The 17,374-nt window shown below is 57.8% G+C and carries 16 protein-coding genes; 10 read left to right on the top strand and 6 right to left on the bottom strand.

Going from position 1 to position 17,374, the window contains the following annotated elements:
- Positions 1–13: 13 nt before the first annotated feature.
- Together IPH10_12130 and IPH10_12135 are read right to left on the bottom strand one after the other, a co-directional pair.
- A complete protein-coding gene (locus IPH10_12130; protein ID MBK6911655.1) occupies positions 14–1,036 on the bottom strand; it encodes a 6-phosphofructokinase in 1,023 nt (340 codons plus the stop codon).
- A gap of 132 nt (positions 1,037–1,168) precedes the next feature.
- Complete coding sequence (locus tag IPH10_12135; protein MBK6911656.1) at positions 1,169–1,603, bottom strand: hypothetical protein; 435 nt, start codon at positions 1,601–1,603, stop codon at positions 1,169–1,171.
- A 650-nt stretch (positions 1,604–2,253) separates the two neighbouring features.
- Here IPH10_12135 and IPH10_12140 point away from each other — a divergent pair.
- Both IPH10_12140 and IPH10_12145 read left to right on the top strand, forming a co-directional pair.
- Positions 2,254–2,826 carry a hypothetical protein gene (locus IPH10_12140; protein ID MBK6911657.1) on the top strand — a complete coding sequence of 191 codons (573 nt, stop codon included), beginning with the start codon at positions 2,254–2,256 and terminating at the stop codon, positions 2,824–2,826.
- A gap of 96 nt (positions 2,827–2,922) precedes the next feature.
- Positions 2,923–3,117 carry a hypothetical protein gene (locus IPH10_12145; protein ID MBK6911658.1) on the top strand — a complete coding sequence of 65 codons (195 nt, stop codon included), beginning with the start codon at positions 2,923–2,925 and terminating at the stop codon, positions 3,115–3,117.
- 56 nt (positions 3,118–3,173) lie between these two features.
- On the opposite strand, the gene IPH10_12150 is transcribed toward IPH10_12145, so the two are convergent.
- Entirely contained in the window at positions 3,174–4,823 is a 1,650-nt protein-coding gene (locus tag IPH10_12150; GenBank protein MBK6911659.1) for a PAS domain S-box protein, read from the bottom strand.
- A 171-nt stretch (positions 4,824–4,994) separates the two neighbouring features.
- Between IPH10_12150 and hemW the strand changes: the two genes are divergently transcribed.
- The gene (hemW, locus tag IPH10_12155; protein ID MBK6911660.1) at positions 4,995–6,128 is read left to right on the top strand and encodes a radical SAM family heme chaperone HemW; all 1,134 of its coding nucleotides are present in this window, start codon (positions 4,995–4,997) and stop codon (positions 6,126–6,128) included.
- A 179-nt stretch (positions 6,129–6,307) separates the two neighbouring features.
- On the opposite strand, the gene IPH10_12160 is transcribed toward hemW, so the two are convergent.
- The 3 genes from IPH10_12160 to IPH10_12170 all read right to left on the bottom strand — a co-directional run bounded on the left by IPH10_12160 (position 6,308) and on the right by IPH10_12170 (position 10,595).
- Positions 6,308–7,852: an IPT/TIG domain-containing protein gene (locus tag IPH10_12160; protein MBK6911661.1), complete on the bottom strand. Its 1,545-nt coding sequence runs from the start codon at positions 7,850–7,852 to the stop codon at positions 6,308–6,310.
- A 497-nt stretch (positions 7,853–8,349) separates the two neighbouring features.
- Complete coding sequence (locus tag IPH10_12165; protein MBK6911662.1) at positions 8,350–9,546, bottom strand: hypothetical protein; 1,197 nt, start codon at positions 9,544–9,546, stop codon at positions 8,350–8,352.
- The gene (locus IPH10_12170; protein MBK6911663.1) at positions 9,546–10,595 is read right to left on the bottom strand and encodes a hypothetical protein; all 1,050 of its coding nucleotides are present in this window, start codon (positions 10,593–10,595) and stop codon (positions 9,546–9,548) included. Before IPH10_12170 ends, IPH10_12165 begins: the two co-directional genes overlap by 1 nt.
- 193 nt (positions 10,596–10,788) lie before the next feature.
- On the opposite strand from IPH10_12170, the gene IPH10_12175 reads away from it, so the two are divergent.
- The 7 genes from IPH10_12175 (at position 10,789) to IPH10_12205 (ending at position 17,233) form a co-directional block, all read left to right on the top strand.
- A complete protein-coding gene (locus IPH10_12175; GenBank protein MBK6911664.1) occupies positions 10,789–11,391 on the top strand; it encodes a penicillin-binding protein activator LpoB in 603 nt (200 codons plus the stop codon).
- 158 nt (positions 11,392–11,549) lie between these two features.
- Positions 11,550–12,998 (top strand): hypothetical protein, encoded by a 1,449-nt coding sequence (locus tag IPH10_12180; GenBank protein MBK6911665.1) that lies wholly within the window; start codon positions 11,550–11,552, stop codon positions 12,996–12,998.
- Between the two features lie 326 nt (positions 12,999–13,324).
- On the top strand, positions 13,325–13,504 hold the full coding sequence (locus IPH10_12185) for a sulfurtransferase TusA family protein (protein ID MBK6911666.1): 180 nt from the start codon (positions 13,325–13,327) through the stop codon (positions 13,502–13,504).
- A complete protein-coding gene (locus IPH10_12190) occupies positions 13,501–13,863 on the top strand; it encodes a DsrE family protein (protein ID MBK6911667.1) in 363 nt (120 codons plus the stop codon). Before IPH10_12185 ends, IPH10_12190 begins: the two co-directional genes overlap by 4 nt.
- An 84-nt stretch (positions 13,864–13,947) precedes the next feature.
- Positions 13,948–14,691 carry an OsmC family protein gene (locus tag IPH10_12195; GenBank protein MBK6911668.1) on the top strand — a complete coding sequence of 248 codons (744 nt, stop codon included), beginning with the start codon at positions 13,948–13,950 and terminating at the stop codon, positions 14,689–14,691.
- Positions 14,692–14,749: 58 nt separating this feature from the next.
- Complete coding sequence (locus IPH10_12200; GenBank protein MBK6911669.1) at positions 14,750–15,844, top strand: cobalamin-independent methionine synthase II family protein; 1,095 nt, start codon at positions 14,750–14,752, stop codon at positions 15,842–15,844.
- Between the two features lie 246 nt (positions 15,845–16,090).
- Positions 16,091–17,233 (top strand): PLP-dependent transferase, encoded by a 1,143-nt coding sequence (locus IPH10_12205; GenBank protein MBK6911670.1) that lies wholly within the window; start codon positions 16,091–16,093, stop codon positions 17,231–17,233.
- Positions 17,234–17,374 lie beyond the last annotated feature (141 nt).

Consider the following 17,374-nt stretch of genomic DNA (forward strand, 5'->3'; position numbering starts at 1 on the left):
ACTAATTGGGGGACTACCCAAAGAAGATCTCGGCGATTTCGTACATGCGTTCGTCTACGAAACGCGTCTTGCCCTTCATTTCGGAGAGCGGGACGGTGACCAAGTGGCCGTCGCGGAGGGCGACGAAGTGGCCGAACTGGTCTTGCGACGCAGCTTCTACCGCGTGCACACCCATCGTGGTGGCGAGCAGGCGGTCTTCGGCGACGGGAGTGCCGCTGCGCTGGACATGGCCGAGCGCGGTGACGCGCGTCGAGATGCCGGTACGCTGTTCGATTTCACGGGCGACGCGATAGCCGATACCACCGTACACCGGACGACCGAAGTTGTCCAACTGGCCGCTGGTGATGATGCCTTCGCCTTCGGCGACGGCGCCTTCAGCCACCACGACGATGGAGAAGCGCTTGATTTCATGGCGCGTGACGAGCTGCTGGCAGACCTTCTCCCAGCTGAACGGGCGCTCGGGGATCAGAATCAGGTCGGCGCCGCCGGCGATGCCTGCGGTCACGGCGATCCAGCCGGAATTGCGGCCCATCGTCTCGATGATCATGATGCGGTGATGCGATTCGGCGGTGGCGTGCAGGCTGTCAATCGCATTCGTCACCGTTTGCACCGCCGTGTAGAAGCCGAACGTGGCATCCGTGCCCGTGATGTCGTTGTCAATGGTCTTGGGAATGCCGATGATCTTCGCGCCGTGCTTCGACAGCTCGTAGCCTGCGGACAGGCTGCCGTCGCCGCCGATGACGATAATGCCGTCCAATCGGTGCAATGCGATGCTTTCCAGCACATGAGCCAGCGTGTCGGGGTCGTGAACCGGGTTGAAGCGCGAGGTGCCCAGAATGGTGCCGCCGCGATTCAGGATGCCGCCGACCGACTTGGAGGGCAGGGGGATGATATCGCCGTCGTGCAGCCCTTTCCACCCGTTGCGGATGCCGACGGTTTCATAGCCGAAGCGGTTGTTGGCGGTGCGCACAACGGCGCGAATGGCGGCATTCAGCCCCGGGCAGTCGCCACCGGATGTAACCAGGCCTAACTTCATATTATTCAGGGTTCGTTTTGGACGCGGAAAACAGAATTTACGGCTTTGTCGCCCGAGAGTCAACCGGCGCCGTTTGGGGGTCTAAGTCGTGTATTTGCGATTTGGCGCTCACAATTGTCGAAACGGAAGGGTTTAGGAATTGGAGGGTTGATTTTTGTCTTGTGAATCGGATAACGAGAATTTGCGGTTGCGTTGGGCGGCGCGCAAGCTCTGGTAGAGCGTGTTGAGGTGGTGGTTGATGCGGGAATCATAGCGGGAAAGGCGGTCGAGGTGGGGGAGCATCGTCAGGCCGGTACTGTCGAGATTCATGCCGGCGTTAATCGTTTGGTGTTCCAAGCGATAGAAGCGGTATTGACGATAGAGGTGAATGGCGATTTTGTCCACGATGAGTTCTTCGACCGAGGATTGCGGCTGATGTTGGGTAAACAGCATGTCGCGCAGGCGTTCGAGAATGGCTTGCTCATCGGGAGACAGGCGGGACAGGAAGATGGGATCGGTGGCTTCGAGGCCGTGTTTGAGGGCGTTTGCGGGCGACCCGCGATGAGGGGGGATGGAGGGAGAATTCATGTTTTTTAGGGGGTTAGGAGGAGGGAGACGAGGCGGTAGGATTCATAATATATGAACATTTGGGCCAAAAGTCAAGGGGGGGCGGAGAAGTCTGAAATCAGCAGTATGAAGTATGAAGGCGGAGGGTAAACCCAATAGACTTGAGATTGTGTTGGGTTGGTGGTAGATTGGGTGAACTCAGACTCCCTCGTTGTTCTCCGCGCTCGCGATCAGAACAAAGGCAAAACCAGAACGGGCGGATTGCCATCCGCCCCTACATCCAGAATGAATACACTTTATTACGGTGATAACCGCGATATTCTGCCGCGCTAAATTCCCTGATTTGCGACATTGCCTTGGGGGATTTTGCCCAGCAAGCTGGGCGCTACGGCGAACATGGACGGGAAGCGCGTTCGGGGCACCCGCAGCGGGTGCCGCCGCGAGTACTATCCCTGACGGGATGACAAGGCGATAGAATTCTTTTCAATCTTACACATATATGCACTGCTAACTTTGAGGTTTAATCATGCGCATGCTGCTTCTGATTTTCTGGTTGATGCTGGTTGTTGCCAGCTGTACGCCTGAAGGCGATATCAACTACAACACCTACAACAACACACCCAAGAGATTCGGGGGCCGTATCAGTCTAATCACTTCACCAGGCACTGGTCTTGACGGATTCAGGCGCCACGAACTACTCCTGTCCGTGGGGATTTCGGAGCGATACGTTCCTCTATGCCGACGTCACGACCGATATTCCAGGTGTCATTGTGGAGGCGCGTTTGTTCAGACGGATTCAGCAGTATGGGGATTTTAGCCAATACTCTGTCGTGAACTTTCCGACCGGCAGCAGTTTCCGGTTGCCGTTGGCGAGTTTTAACAACAACTTCGCGTCCTATATGTCGGAGGACTTTAGCATCACGTTTTGGGTCAGTTTGATGACCGAAGACAGCGCGAACTACGCCAGCCCAACGATTACGATTCAGACCGTTTCGCGCGTGCATTTCGACACGGCGGCCGCGCCGCTGGCGCCGGTGATTGACACTCTGTTTGAACAGTCGTATCAGCAGCGGATAGATATTCTATGGTGCCGCCAATCGCCGAATGTGGATAGTATCCGTATGGCGATTCGCGCGGACGAGTCAGGTGCAACCGATGCGGGGGGACTCCGGGGAGGGGTTTTGCCGGTCGGTCTGGTGGGGGGGGGGGGGGGGGAGGGGGGGAGGGCCCGACGCTTCATCTGACGACACAGGAGCCTGTGCCGGTGGACAATCTGGCGGCAATCTCGTACTCGGACGGCAGAGTCATTCCCCCGGGGGCGAAAAACCCCCCCCCCGGAAATGGCTCGGGCGCGACGTGGTACGCCCGATTCGTGGGCAACGATTCGAATGCTGGCTTGTCAAAACGGCTACTGCCCGAATAATTTCGACGACTCGACGGCGGTCAGCGGCGCGTTGGCTTACTACCGCATCGGCCTGCAATACGAAAACGGTACGTGGTGGTCGCCGGATTCGGTGGGGGCGTGGATTCCGTAGGTGCAGAAACAGAAATGGCGACCGTTGGCCGCCATTCATCAGTCAGTTCGTCCGTGTCACGCTGGGCGAGGTTGCAGGTCGGGTTTGCGGCCGATGGGAAAACGGACGGTGAAGGTGGTGCCCATGCCCGGTTCTGATTCCACGTCCATCATCGCACCGTAGCGCGAGAGAATCGCGCGCGACGACGACAGACCCAAGCCGGTGCCCGCAGGAGTGCCGTCCGGCACTTCATGCTGTTTGGGTTTGGTGGTGTAGAACGGTTCAAAAATGCGCGCCTGCACGTCCTTGCTCATCCCCGTGCCCGTGTCGGCGACCTGCAAGACGAGATAGCGCTCCTGCACAAACGCCTTGAGCGTCAGGTGCTTCTTGGGCGCTTCGTACATCGCGTCAATGGCGTTTCGCACCAGATTACCGATGACCTGCGACAGGTCAATATAGACGCCGTACAGCGTGGGCAGATCGTCGGCCAGCAGGAGCTGCGTGGTGACGTGATGCTTGAAGAAGAGATTGCCTTCCAGGAAGCGCAGTTCGGTGTCAATTATTTCGCGCACGTCGAGATCGCGCGGCTCAACTTCGCGTTCGTTCCGCGACTTGTGCAACAGATTGCCGATCAGATCCCGCATCACACCGGCCTGTTTGCGAATCTGCTCGATTTCACTGCCCGCCAGGCCGCGCATCTTCATCAGGTCACAGAGGCCGAGAATGCCGGTCAGAGGTCCGTTCAGATTGTGCGCGATGCCCGCGACCAGCACGCCGAACTCAGCGAGCTTGGATTCGCGGGTGAGTTCGAGTTCCAGCAGATGATTCTGCTTTTCCATCATGGCCTGCTCGGTGATGTCCTTGCACATCAGCATCACCTGACTGGGCTTGCCGGTTTCAAACAGGAAGCTGCGCGTCACGAGGAACATGCGGCCGTCGCCAATGTCGAGCTTAAGCGTCTTGCCGCCGTAGGCCGAGGTCAGGCCCTGCAAGTCGGTGCGGTCATCTTTGGAGAATTCCTTGAGCCAGCGGTGACAGACCACAGGCAGCTCGTAAGATTCAAAGAACGTCTCCATCGTGGGATTGGCATAGCGCACGTCGCCGTTCACGTCAAGCAGCGCGAAGCCGTCACGCATGGCGCGGATGAAGGTGTTCAGGCGGTCACGTTCGGTGCGCAAGTAGCGCTCGGACATGGCTCGCTCGCCGACGTCACGACCCACCAAGAGCGCAAACTCGCCGCCTCCGGAATCGGAGCGGCGAGTTGTAAATTCGACCAATCGAGTGTTCAGCGCGGGGTTTGAGGGCGTGATCTCGACGACGTGGACGCCGCCGGCACCCGCATCCTCGTAGAGCGTGCGCACAATCTTGCGTTCGCTTTCGGGGAAGATGGCCAGCAGGGGACGATCAAGCAGGTCGTCGCGCGAGCGACCGGTCCATTCGCAGAAGCGCGCGGAAACTTCCACAATTTCGCCGCGTTCACGGTGGACGACCACTAAACCGTCGGGGCCTTCGAGCAACAGGTCCAGCAGCTCGGGGGCCTGCTCGGCAGGCGCCCCGGTCGGCGCGGAATCACCGCGATGCAATAACCCCGTAATCAGACTCGCCAGCCCACGCGCCCGCTGCGCGGCAGCCGGGGAGGCGGCTGGCGGCGTCGGACCCACTCCATTCCCGTTGGCGACTTGCGCCTCCTCGGAGGGGATGTTGGCTGGATTGAGTTTTGGGGTCATAGACAAATTCAAACGGGCACTCTTTGCCCGTACGGAGCGGGATTGACCCGCTCGGACGATATGAGCAACGAGTTAGCTAAGTAAAACAAATGTTTACACCACAGTGCGCGGGACCCTCCATCGCATTTGCCATATAGGGCAAGAGTAGTGCCAGTTGCGGTCTATCTACACTTGCCGTTCTGTCGGCGGCTCTGCCCGTACTGCGATTTCTTCAAGAAAGTGCCGCGACGGGACGACTTGGCGCGCATCTGCGAGGCGATTCTCTCTGAGGTATCGGCAGTTTGCACCCGGGAATCGAGTTGGGTCAAAGGACCAATTACCTCTGTCTATTTTGGCGGCGGTACACCCAGTCTGCACAGCGCCGAGCAGATCGGGGCCCTGCTGAACGGCGTTTCGATTATGGGTGATGTTCAGCAGTGCGAGGTGACGCTGGAAGCGAATCCGGGGACGCTGACGCTCGACAGCCTGCGGGCGCTGCGGGCCGCAGGGATCAACCGGCTGTCGCTGGGTGCGCAGTCGTTCTCAGCGCGCAAGCTGCACTTGCTGTATCGCGATCATGCGGCCAGCGAGACGCTTGACACGGTACGCAACGCGCGCGCGGCGGGATTTAAGAATCTGTCGCTTGACTTGATCTTTGGGTTACCGGGTGAGACGATGGCAGAGTGGCAGAGTGATATGGAACAGCTCCTGGCCTGTGAACCGGATCATGTGTCGCTTTACAATCTTGAATATCATGAGGCCACGCCTTACGGCAGGTGGCTGGAGCAAGGGCTGATCGAACCGCCCGCGCAGGATTTTGAAGCGGAACTCTTTCTGCTCACGCACGAGACGCTGGAACGCGCCGGTTTTGAGCATTACGAGGTTTCCAACTTCGCGCGTGAAGGCTATCGTTCGGTACACAATCAGGTCTATTGGGAAGGCAAGCCGTATTTAGGCATCGGGCCGTCGGCGCATTCGTTTGACGGACATGCGCGGAGGTTCGCCAACGTCGCCGATTTACACGACTATGAACAGCGCGCGGCGGCAGGCGTGTCGTGCGTGGATCGCGAATGGAAGAACAACGAAAGCGAACGGTGGGAAGAGTGGATTTCGGTGCGCTTACGGCGCAAGGAGGGGATTTCGTGGAGCGCCTGTCATGACGAATGGGGCGGCGCGCATGCGCGGAAGTTGTGGGAGAAGGCGGCGGGCTTGCCGAGTCATCTGCGCGTGCTTGATGAGCAGTGTTTTCGCCTGACGCCGGAGGGGTGGTTTGTGGAGAATGAGGTGTTGCTGGCCAGCGTTGACGCTGGACCAAGTTTCCGCTAGCGCCCGCGCTTCAGGATTTCGAGGCGCTTGGCCAGCGGGGCACCCGCAGCGGGTGCCGCCGTGAAAATGGGTTGAGGATGTCACTGGTCTTGGCCGCCTTTTGGGGAAATTGAGTTTGACGGCATGCAAAGAAGCCCCGGAGAAAATCCGGGGCTTTTGCTTGTCTTGCTGTTGTGTTGCTATGGAGCGAATGTGCGGATGACGTAAAACTGCATCGGTTCAGGAGAATCGAGCGCGAAGCTGTCCACGTAGGTCGTGTCGAAGAGCGCGGATTCGAGGATGTTGAATTCACCGGTGGAGGGATCAGCTTTGAAGACTCCGTACATGCTGCCTGAATCGGCGGGCGTCCAATAGAGTTGAATGTGCGGCGATGCGGCTTGAATCACCAGACTGTCTGGCGACGTAACGAATGCCCAGGGCCGAATCTCCATACAGCCAGAGCAGAGATCAAACAAGCCGTCCGTATTCTCAATGCGAATTGCACGCGCGCCAAGGCCGATGGATTGCGGAGTCATGAACGTCATCGTTTGATCATTGATGATGTTCAGATTCGTGACGGGCAATCCTCCGATGGTGACGATAGCGCCGGGATTGAAACGTTCGCCTATTACAGTGATCAGACGCGGAATGCCGATGTAAGTCCACGTCGGTGTAACGCCCTGAATTTCCGGCGGCTGAACATTGTCCACGGTGAAACAGAAGTTGCATCCGCCCGCGAGGCCGTCGGGATTGATGACCGTCACGTTATAGACATCACGACGCATGTTGGGCACGATAATTTGCGCGAGGTCTTCCGCGAGCACGACGGATACGCAGAGCTGATCACCGATGAAGAACTGCGCGCCGCTGCGGAAGTTGTCGCCGTGGACGTGGATCAAGTTGTCGCGGTCGCCGCGATTGGGCTGCATGTGCGAAATGTCCGGCGGCGGATCGCCCGCACCTGTGACGGAGACTTCGTCAATCAGCCAACCACGAAAGCCGTTGAACAGTGGATCCACGGTGTCAAAACGAAAACGAATCGCGCAGAGGTTCCCGGTGAATTGATTCAATTGGAACGCGTGGTGAACCCAAACACCGGGCTCGCCTACCCCGCCGGAGCTGTAGCCAACATGGTCGGCGGCGTTGACATCGTCAAGTGGATTCAATTGACCAGAGCCGACAGGCGACCATGTCGAACCACCGTCGGTTGATGCTTCGACCAACATCAGGTCGAACCACGGCACATCCACACCCTCGATCTCCCACCATGTCCAAAAAGTCAGGGTCGCTTCGCCGACATTGGTGAGATCAAATTCGGGCGTGATTGCCCAGCCGGTGTTCGAGCCGTTTGATGTGCCGCCAGAATGGCTGCCTTGTATGGGATCAAAGTCTGACCCGATGAAGGAGCCGGTCGAGGTTTCGCCGTACCACAATACGTGATTGCCGTTGTGAGCTGTCGGCAGAAAGCCCTCATCCGGCAGCGACACCATCGTCGGGTTAATCGTCGGGTTCAGCACCTCGTGAGTCTGAGGATCGGCCGTGACATTGAAGAAGCCCGAAGTTGTCCAGAGTGCGCCGCCAGTTTCAAAATCGTCACTCCAGGGGATGTTCACGATGGTAGATAGCGGACTGCGAATCGGAGTTGCTGGTGGCGCGGATCGCGGCGGTAACGGTCGACTGGGAGCGGCGGAGGCCATGATAGCAAACAACAGCAGAGCGGCGTAAAACCATACGGTCTTATTCATTTCATACCTGCAAGATAAGTTGAAGATCAAAGGTGAGACACAGGGAGTTGAGCAAGGAGCCGGAGAGCATATTTGCAAGTGCGGTGCCACACCAGACACGGGTATCCAGTTATTGTATTTAATAACTGTTATTTTTGAGTTTGAGCTTTTGATTTCGGTGCGACATGCTATGTCGTTGTGCAAGACAGGTTCGAATGATATGGGGCACCAATGCCACAAGTCTAAATTAACAAATTGATTTGTTTGATTTTATGGGTTGTGGCGTGAATGGGGCGGGCCGTGGGCGAAGAAAAAGGCTGCGACGCGTGGGCGTGCAGCCTTGAGGTGGTTGGGTGACATGGGCCCGTTGCCCCTACCCGTTTGCCGCGAAAGCGGAAAGAGGAACTGGTTGGAGCCGTCAAGCTGCGAACTCCGGCGGGGAATCGCGCTTTGGGCTTAGACCACTGCTCCGCGGAGATCGTTCTTAGTTTCGGGCAAATGCAGACCTACCGCAGCGACTATCTCTGAATTCCGGAGCGAGCGGGGAGGCGGTACCTTGCGAGGGCGCTCAGGTCCTGACGAACTTGATAGAAGGCCTTGTCAAGTGTTGTCAAGATATTCGTGTCGGTGAATGTCACGTCGGTCGTTGTAGCGATTTCGGTGTAAGGACCGTCGGTCGAGGGTGCGCGTTCAATGTGCATGACTGCGCCGCCGCTATCGCCGGGCTGCCAGCGCAGGACGATGTCTGTGCCACTGGAAGCAATCGTGAGCAGCGGAGCGATCAAAAACGTGTCCACTTGCGTTTCGCTCCAGATGCCGCGATTGTCACGCACGCGGACGCCAGCGATGTAGAGGCCGACGGGTAGACCGCTCAAAGAATCGGTGAATTGCTCGTCGCGCTCATCGTACAGTCCATCGTCGGGAGTCAGGGGCACGCCGTTGCCCACGCCGGGGTCGCTGTTGATGTAATACTCGGCGGCGGTCAACCACAGTGGCGCTCCGGGACTGCGTGGCCCGAACAGATAGAAATAGCCGTCGAGATTGCCGGTGGTGAGACCGCGTTCGTCGCGAAAGTCGAGCGCCAACTTGTGCATTCCCTCGGGCAAAGTATCCGTCCCCAGAGTCACGCCGTGACCTGATTGCGAGCTGTCTGGGAGATCAATCGTGCCGATGGGGATATCGTTCAACGTGAGGTCGGCATTTACGATTTTGAGGTTGTTCCAGCCGGTGTCGGGCGGAAACACGAAAAGATAAGAGCTCCGCGCACGGGATGGACGGCCCGACTCAGTGGTGTAAATAACCGAGATGTTTTGCAAGCCCGGAGTCACGGTATCCGTTTCGAGAGTCTCCGAGAAGTGCACGGTATCGTTTGGCGACAGGGACAGAGAGCGAATGGTCGCTCCGTTCAGCTTCACAGTCGCCAGATTGATGGAATCGAGCGCGGCCGCATTTGCCAAAGGGACATAGTAGTACTGGCGGCCTTGGGATTCGCTCCAACGGCCCGTAGAGTCCTGATAGCGGACAAACAGCGTGTGAAAGCCGGACTGCGAAAGTGATGGCAGGTCGGCGCTTGCGCTGACGGAATCATCGGCCACAATACTCAACGGCGTTCCGGAGCCGTAGCCGGGATCGGTGTCCCAGAAGTATTCGGCGGAGACTATCGTTTGCGCGAGACAGAGCGCCGCGCTCAGCAGTAGTGCTGCAAGCAGGCGCATCAGTATTGCGGGCCGATGCGGCCGACGGAATTCAGGTCAACGTTCGTTCCGACCAAAGCCGTCGCGGGACTGGTGGCGACCGTAATGGCAAATGGATAGGCTGGAGCGCCGGTGTCCACCATGGGCGTGGGGCCGCCATAGATGCCGAGATCGGAAACGCTGCCGTCGAGATCGAGAATGTCCGGATGACCACCGTTGTAGGCGGGCGATGCCGGAACAACACGGAGATCCGACGTGCCGTAAATGAAGTTCTCGCTGTCCACGTAGTTGACAAATGGATTGCCGGGTAAGAGCAGCGCGTGCGTGCCCGGCGGAGTTGAAGCCGTGGACGCATTGTAGTCCCAGACGCTGCCGGGATGCACCGTGCCCCATGACGCCGTGCCCCAGTCGGCGAACAGGTTGTTAATGAACACAGAAGGTTCGGTGCAGTTCATGTTGAAGACATCATTGAAGCCGAGAAACGTGCAGTTGTGAAACTCGGTGCGTGTGGTCGAGCCATCTACGGCGTTGTGATTGTTCGACGCGAGATGACTCGCGAACAGACAATTGCGGAAATAACTGCGGCCGCCCGAGCTGACGCTGACCAAATCAAGACCTGATCCCCCCGTGAAGGTGCGCAGAAAGATACAATCTTCGACATACATGCGGCCATTGGCCGGACCAATGAGAAGGACCCAGAGGCTGGTGTTCTTCAGCATGCAGCGCCGCACGGTCACAGAATCGCTGGATGAAAAAACCATCGCGTCATTGCTGGACTGATCGAAGCGCATGCCCTCGACTGTGCTGCGCGAACCGCCTGTGTTGAAGGTGAATTTGAGTGTCGAGGCCACATCGAAGCCCGCGCCGATGATATGCAGGCGGCGGTTGATGCTGGTAACTGACTCGTTGTACGTGCCGGGGCCGATGAGAATCGTATCGCCGGCAGCTGAGGCGTTGTAGGCGCTTAGAATCGTGAAGTAGTCGCCCGAGCCGTTCGGTGTGACAAAGATAATATTGGCCGCGGCGGCCAGCGACAACAGGAGGGTCAATAGAATCGCAAGAATGGGCATGGTTGGTCGAGGTTATTCAATTGTTTCTGAGGAAAGGGAAATATAACCGCAGGTTGCCAATTTTCCAAGAAAGCGGCGGCAGAAATCTCACATAAACCTTTTGGTTGAAAGCGTGTCAAAGAGAGTGTATATTGGGTAACGGACCCTTGTGACTGAGAACATGGGTAAACAACTAATTTTTCTGGAGTTGGAAATGAGAACTCTGTGGATTCTGGTGCTCGCTCTGGCGAGTTTTTCGTTCGTCGCCTGCTCGGGGGGCAAGAAGGTGTCGCGGATTGACGTCGAGGAAACCGTTGATTTGTCAGGGAATTGGAACGATACTGACAGCCGACTGGTGGCCGATGAGATGATCAGCGATGCGCTGTCGCGGCCGTGGCTCGACAACTTCCTGCGTGACAAGGGCAAAAACCCCGCAGTGATCGTGGGCAACATGCGCAATCTGACCGACGAGCATGTGGCGACGGGTACGTTCGTGGGCGATATCGAGCGCGCGTTCGTGAACTCGGGCAATGTGCGCGTCGTGGCGGACCGCGTCGAGCGTGAAGGTGTGCGCGAAGAACGCGAAGATCAGCAGGCCAATGCCTCGCTCGAAACGATGAAAAAATTCGGGATGGAGCTGGGCGCGGACTACATGCTGATCGGCGAGATCAACAAGATTCTCGATCAGGAAGGCAAAGAGAAGGTCGCGTTCTATCAGGTGGACTTGACGCTGACGGATATGCAGAGCAACGAGAAGGTGTGGATCGGGCAGAAGAAGATCAAGAAGTACATCGCCCGCAAGAACTATAAGCCGTAGTTATGCCACGGCGATCAAGATTCCGGCCGGGTTGCGCTATGCTTAACCCGGCTCGGCGCGTAACAGCGATGCGAGGAAGGCAGATTCCGGCGGGGATGAGCGTTTGTCAGGCCAGAGGCCTGACCCAGGAATTTCCTTGCTCGGCGATGAGGCCCCCCTTGGTCCCCCCAAATCCGCAGACGGACTTGGGGGGAAAATCGGACAGCACGGGCGGATTGCCATCCGCCCCTACATGGTTGTTGCTGGCAGCACTTTTGTTCGTTTTCGGCTGCGCCGGAAAGCGCACGCTGCTGATGGAGCAGGTGCGCACGGAGTTGCGTTCGACGTCCACGGAGCAGGCGCTGGCGGCGTATGAGAAGGGCGTTAAGAAGAACACGGAGCGTGTAGACGAGCTGCTCAACCTGGGGCTGCTGGCGCTGGAAGCCGGGCAGTATGACAAGGCGCTGACGTCTCTGAACGAAGCGGACAAGCTGGCCGAAGAGCGGTTAACCAAGAGTCTTTCGCGTGAAGGGGCGTCGCTTCTGACATCCGATCGCGTGCGAGCTTACCAAGGGACCGTGTATGACCGCGCGATGATTTACTATTATCGCGCGTTGTGTTATCTCTTGAAAGGCGACGCGTCCGCGGCGACGGTCGAGGGACGGAGAATCGCCAGCTACCTCGAAGTCAACGCGCGGGAATCGAAGCACACCTACAAGAACGATCCGTTCTTGCAGTGGTTCTCGGGCGTGATGTACGAATCATTCGGGCAACACAACGATGCTTGGATTTCCTATAAGAACGCCGCGCAGCTTTATCCGTTCTACGACTTTGAGACGCCGGGCTATCTGTGCCGGGCGGAATATGCGGCCTTGAGAGAGGTGGGGGCGAGCGCGGAAGAGGCGCAGTTGCTGGAACGCTGCCCCGACGTTGACAAGGACTTCGATCCGAACTGGGGACGGGTGGTTGTTTTGTGCGAAGCGGGCATTGCGCCCCAGATTCGCGAAAACAACATCATGTTTCCGATCATGAAGTATGAGAAGCGCGAATTCAAGAACGACGAGGAGCGCGAGCACTACGCCGAAGAGGTGTATTGGCGCGGGAGCGACTATCGTTACGAAGAAAGCGAACTGGATTACTTCGTGCGTGTGGCGCTGCCGTACTATCCCGACGATTCCTACGGCACTGAGGTGGCCCGGGTGTCCGTGCGCGGTGAGGGAATTGACAAATTGGCGGAACCGGCGGCCCCGGTGGCGCGTATTCTCAAGCAAGACCTGAATGACCGGATGCCGGCGATTGCCGTGCGGGCGATTGCGCGAGGGATTATTAAATATGCCGCCTCGAAAGCCGCAGAAGACGCAGGCAAGAAAGACAGCGAGGCGCTGGGGCAGATTCTCGGGTGGGGAGTGAACCTGCTCGGAGCCGCGACTGAAGCGGCTGACACGCGCTCGTGGGAGACCTTGCCTGATCAGATCTTTGTGGCCGATTTTCAGTTGCCGCCGGGTGAACACGATTTGCGGGTCGTCTTCGAGGACGGCAGCGGGACGGCGGTCGTGCGCAGTGATTTGCCTAAGGTGAATATCCGAGCTGGTGAGTTGACAGTGTTAAGGGCAAGGTGTTGGCGCTGAACGCAGAATCCTCCCCCCGGCCCCTTCCCGGTGAACGGAGAAGGCGAGCCAGCGCCAGCGTGAACGCTGGACCCATTGCCGCTGGCGCGAAGGCTTAGGTTTCGGCCGGGTTGCGGCGGCATTAACCCGGCTCGGCGATATTTTGCAGTTTTCGATCTGCTTGAGTAGATCCCTGACGGGATGATAAATCTCAAATTGTTCACACCTCTCTTGGGGGATTTTGCCCAGCAAACTGGGCGCTACGGTCGGACAGCACCCCCCTCTTTATCCCCCATTTCTTGACTCATTTTGTTGATACGAAAGACACCGGATGCGGTGAGCTGATCATGGCTTTGCACAAGCTGATGCAGCCGATTGCTCCGGGAGATGTGCTCGACGTGCGCGCCGAGGACGCGGGCGCGCGTGAAGATATTCCGAGTTGGTGCAATATGACAGGACATAAACTGCTCGCCGCACAAACAGGCGAAGACAGCAATCACTACATCATCCAAAAAAAGGAGAGCTGATGGCAAAATTCATGGTAAGCTGTACGTTCGCAAAGGACAACACGGACAAAGCCACGGTGGCGTTCGTCGTGGCCAATGCGTCCGTGGCCTCGGGACAGGACACGGTGGTCTTTCTCTCGATTGAGGGCGTGCGTCTGGCCGTTCCGGGGTACGCCGACGACATTCATGAAGAGGGTTTCGCGCCGCTGAAAGAGCTGATGACCAACTACATCGCGGCCGGTGGCCAGATCTGGTTGTGCAGCCCGTGCTTCAAGAAGCGCGCGCTGAATGAGAACAACCTGACCGGCAACACGACGATAGTCGGCGGCGCAAAGGTGGTTGAATTCCTGACGACCGGCGGTACGTGCATTAGCTATTGACAGGCCCACGGGCAACCCGTAGGGCTGCGCAGGGCAGCATGACTGTGTCCTGCGGTTGATTTTATCAATTTTGAAATATGATCTATGAGTGAGAGCCTCGAAAAACTTGAACAACCTATTGCCACTTCGCATATCTGCGACGGAGGGAATCTCGATTGCGGTTCCGGGTTGCTGCTGGTAATTCGACGGGCGATGGAGCAGGTGCCGGAGGGAGATGTGCTGGAGATTCGTTCGACGGAGTTTTCCGTGTGCAACGATCTGCCCGCGTGGTGCCGGATGACGGAGAATCCGTACTTGGGCTGGATTGAAGGCGGTGCATCAAACCGTTTTTTTGTGCAGCGCGGCGGCAAGACCGAAGATGTCCACGCGGAATTGGCCAAAGCACGCGCGTACAAATTTCAAACGCGGGTGCGCTGGAAAGGCGAAATGACCGCCACGGTCTATGCGCGCAATCACAGCTATGCCATCGGGCAGCCGGCGAGTTTTGACGTGAGCGATGCGGCGCCGAGCGCTCTGGAGTATTTGTTGGGAGCTTTAGGGGGGTGTCTGGTGATGGGGTTGCAGATGCACGCATCGCGCGAGGGTGTGAAAATCGAGCAGATCGAACTTGCACTCCATGGAAAGCCGGATAATCTATTGGTGTTTTTGGGAATTGAAGAAACCGGACACTCCGGCTTGACCGAGATCAGTGGCACGGCGTATGTAGAAAGCGACGCACCGCTCGAGCAGGTACGTTCGCTGTGGGAACATACGCTGCGGGTGTCGCCAGTGACGAATACACTGCTGAGAGGTGCGAAATTGAATTTACAGGTGCACGCACTTGATTAACCATGGATTGCCGGAGTTTCCCGTCACGGTGGTGGGCAGTTTGCCGCGACCGCAGGCGATGCGCGACGCGCTGAAACTGAAGCGCAAGGGGAAGATTGCCGAGTCTGAGTTTCAGAAGATTTCCGACGAAGCGGTGCGCGCGGCGATTGCACTGCAAGTGCGCGCTGGCGTGGACATCGTCAGCGACGGCGAGATGCGGCGCGAGAATTTCTATTCGTTCATCGCCGACGCGGTGGATGGGATCAAGCTCTTGAGTCTGGCGGACTTGCTTGATTACGTCGAGGACAAGTCGGGTTTCGAGCGGCTTTTGCAGTCGCTGGACGTGCCCGCTTTTGCGATTCACAATCCGGTGGTCGAAGGGAAATTGCGCGTGAAGCGCCCGCTGGCACTCGACGAATTCAACTATGCGCGGGGCCTGACCGACAAACCCATAAAGACAGCGCTGCCGGGGCCGTATCTGCTGACGCGCTCGATGTGGGTGAAGAGTCTGTCGTATGACACCTATCCGACCAAGGAGAGCCTCGGCGCGGATGTGGTGGCGATGCTGCGCGATGAGTTGATCGCCTTGCGCGATGCGGGGTGTTTTTTTGTACAATTCGACGAACCGGTCTTGAGCGAAGTCGCGTTCGCGGGACCGCATGCGACGCATACGTTCATGTGCGCGGCGCTGTCCGAGAAGGCTTCGCCGGAGACGGAATTGGCCTTTGCGGTGGAGCTGCTCAACGCCGTCGTGGATGGCGTGAGCGGCATCAAGACCGGTTTGCATGTGTGCCGGGGAAATTGGAGCCGACAGGATGACGTGCTGCTGGCGGGCGCGTATGATCCGCTGATTCCGTACTTTTCACGGATGAACGTCAATCAATTTGTTTTGGAATATGCGACTGATCGCGCAGGACCCGTGGAGAGTCTGCTGGCGCTGCCGGATGATCGCGAGATCGGACTGGGAGTCGTGAACCCGCGCACGAGTGAGATTGAAACTGTGGAATTTGTGCGAGCGAAAGTCGCGCCGCTGCAGGCGAAACGCGCCGCGGGCTCGATCTATCTCAATCCGGATTGCGGATTCGGAACATTCTCGGACCGGCCGGTGAATGACTGGGAGACGGCGGAAATGAAATTGTCGGCGTTAAGTCGAGCGGCCCGCGCCATTCGCTGACGAACACATTTCGCGAAGGCTATGATGACCGTTCAAAAGCTCGGGTGGTTTGTTCTGATTCCGCTCGTGATTGCGGCTATTGCGTTGTATTTGTCGTTGCCGCGCGGAGCAGCGGTCGTGTGCTTGGCCGCAACGCTATTCTTAATTGTTCGGTTGATGTTCGCAAGACGACTATAGAGCGGATGTCGGGCCGGAGGCCCGACCTGTGTTGATGTTTTGTTCGCGAGGGTAAATAGAAGAGCAGAAATGAAATTTTCTACCAAGTGCATTCATGCGGGTGTGACGCCCGATCCGTCGAACGGCGCGATTATGACGCCGATTTTCCAGACGTCCACCTATGTGCAGCCGGAATTGGGAGTGCACAAGGGATATGAGTATTCGCGCACGGACAATCCGACGCGAGCTGTGCTGCAAGAGGCGATTGCCACGCTTGAAGGCGGGAAGTTCGGGTTGTGTTTCGCGAGCGGCATGGGCGCGATTGATTGTCTGATCGCAACGCTGTCCGGCGGTGACCATGTTATCGCCGGTGATGACGTGTACGGCGGCACGTTCCGCATCTTCAAGTTCGTGCGGGAGAAGCAGGGAATCGCGTCGGACTTTGTTGATCTGACCAATCTTGATCTGGTTGAAAAGAGCATTACGCCTAAGACGAAGTGGATCTGGCTCGAAACGCCGACGAATCCGCTTTTGAAGCTCGTGGACATCCGCGCGATTGTCGAGCTGGCCCATGCCAAAGGGGTGCGAGTGGCCGTGGACAACACGTTTGCCACGCCGTATTTTCAGCAGCCGCTGGCGCTCGGCGCCGATCTGGTGATGCACAGCGTGACGAAATATTTGAACGGCCACAGCGATGTGGTGATGGGTTCGATGGTCGTCAATGATGAAGAGCTGTACCGGCAGCTCAAGTATATTCAAAATGCCTGCGGCGCGGTGCCCGGACCGATGGACAGCTTTCTGGTGCTGCGCGGACTGAAGACGCTAGCGGTGCGAATGGAGCGGCATCAAGCGAACGCGGCGATGCTGGCTAAGGACCTGGAGATGGACAGCCACGTCGCGTGGGTTCGCTATCCGGGTTTGAAATCGCATCCGCAGCAAGCGTTGGCCATGCGGCAGATGTCGGGCTTTGCGGGGATGATCAGCCTGGAATTGAAAGGCGGCCTCGAAGCGGCGCGCAAGTTTGTGAGCGGCCTGCATCTGTTTGCGCTTGCCGAGTCGCTCGGCGGGGTCGAGTCGCTGTGTGATCACCCAGCCATCATGACCCATGCGACGATTCCGCGTGAACTACGGGAAAAACTGGGCGTCACGGACGGTCTTATTCGGCTCTCGGTGGGACTGGAAGATGTGGACGACTTGCGACAGGATTTGCAAAACGGCTTTGCAAAGCTATAGCAGCAGTTGCGAGAAAGTTGAAGCGCCCGGCATCCTGCGATGCCGGGCGCTTACTTTTTTTCGATGGTCCATGCTTTGCTCCGCAGAGAGCGGTGCCGGAGCGCCGGCGCGCAGACAAATTCCCCTGAACTGACCACTCTC

It is taken from the genome of bacterium, assembly GCA_016702305.1.
Classification (GTDB): Bacteria; Electryoneota; RPQS01; order RPQS01; family RPQS01; genus JABWCQ01.

Bases quoted from the DNA above. Each gene is read 5' to 3' on its own strand.
- IPH10_12130 (MBK6911655.1), bottom strand. From the start codon at position 1,036: ATGAAGTTAGGCCTGGTTACATCCGGTGGCGACTGCCCGGGGCTGAAT.
- IPH10_12135 (MBK6911656.1), bottom strand. From the start codon at position 1,603: ATGAATTCTCCCTCCATCCCCCCTCATCGCGGGTCGCCCGCAAACGCC.
- IPH10_12145 (MBK6911658.1), top strand. From the start codon at position 2,923: ATGGCTCGGGCGCGACGTGGTACGCCCGATTCGTGGGCAACGATTCGA.
- IPH10_12150 (MBK6911659.1), bottom strand. From the start codon at position 4,823: ATGACCCCAAAACTCAATCCAGCCAACATCCCCTCCGAGGAGGCGCAA.
- IPH10_12160 (MBK6911661.1), bottom strand. From the start codon at position 7,852: ATGAATAAGACCGTATGGTTTTACGCCGCTCTGCTGTTGTTTGCTATC.
- IPH10_12165 (MBK6911662.1), bottom strand. From the start codon at position 9,546: ATGCGCCTGCTTGCAGCACTACTGCTGAGCGCGGCGCTCTGTCTCGCG.
- IPH10_12170 (MBK6911663.1), bottom strand. From the start codon at position 10,595: ATGCCCATTCTTGCGATTCTATTGACCCTCCTGTTGTCGCTGGCCGCC.
- IPH10_12175 (MBK6911664.1), top strand. From the start codon at position 10,789: ATGAGAACTCTGTGGATTCTGGTGCTCGCTCTGGCGAGTTTTTCGTTC.
- IPH10_12185 (MBK6911666.1), top strand. From the start codon at position 13,325: ATGGCTTTGCACAAGCTGATGCAGCCGATTGCTCCGGGAGATGTGCTC.
- IPH10_12195 (MBK6911668.1), top strand. From the start codon at position 13,948: ATGAGTGAGAGCCTCGAAAAACTTGAACAACCTATTGCCACTTCGCAT.
- IPH10_12200 (MBK6911669.1), top strand. From the start codon at position 14,750: ATGCGCGACGCGCTGAAACTGAAGCGCAAGGGGAAGATTGCCGAGTCT.
- IPH10_12205 (MBK6911670.1), top strand. From the start codon at position 16,091: ATGAAATTTTCTACCAAGTGCATTCATGCGGGTGTGACGCCCGATCCG.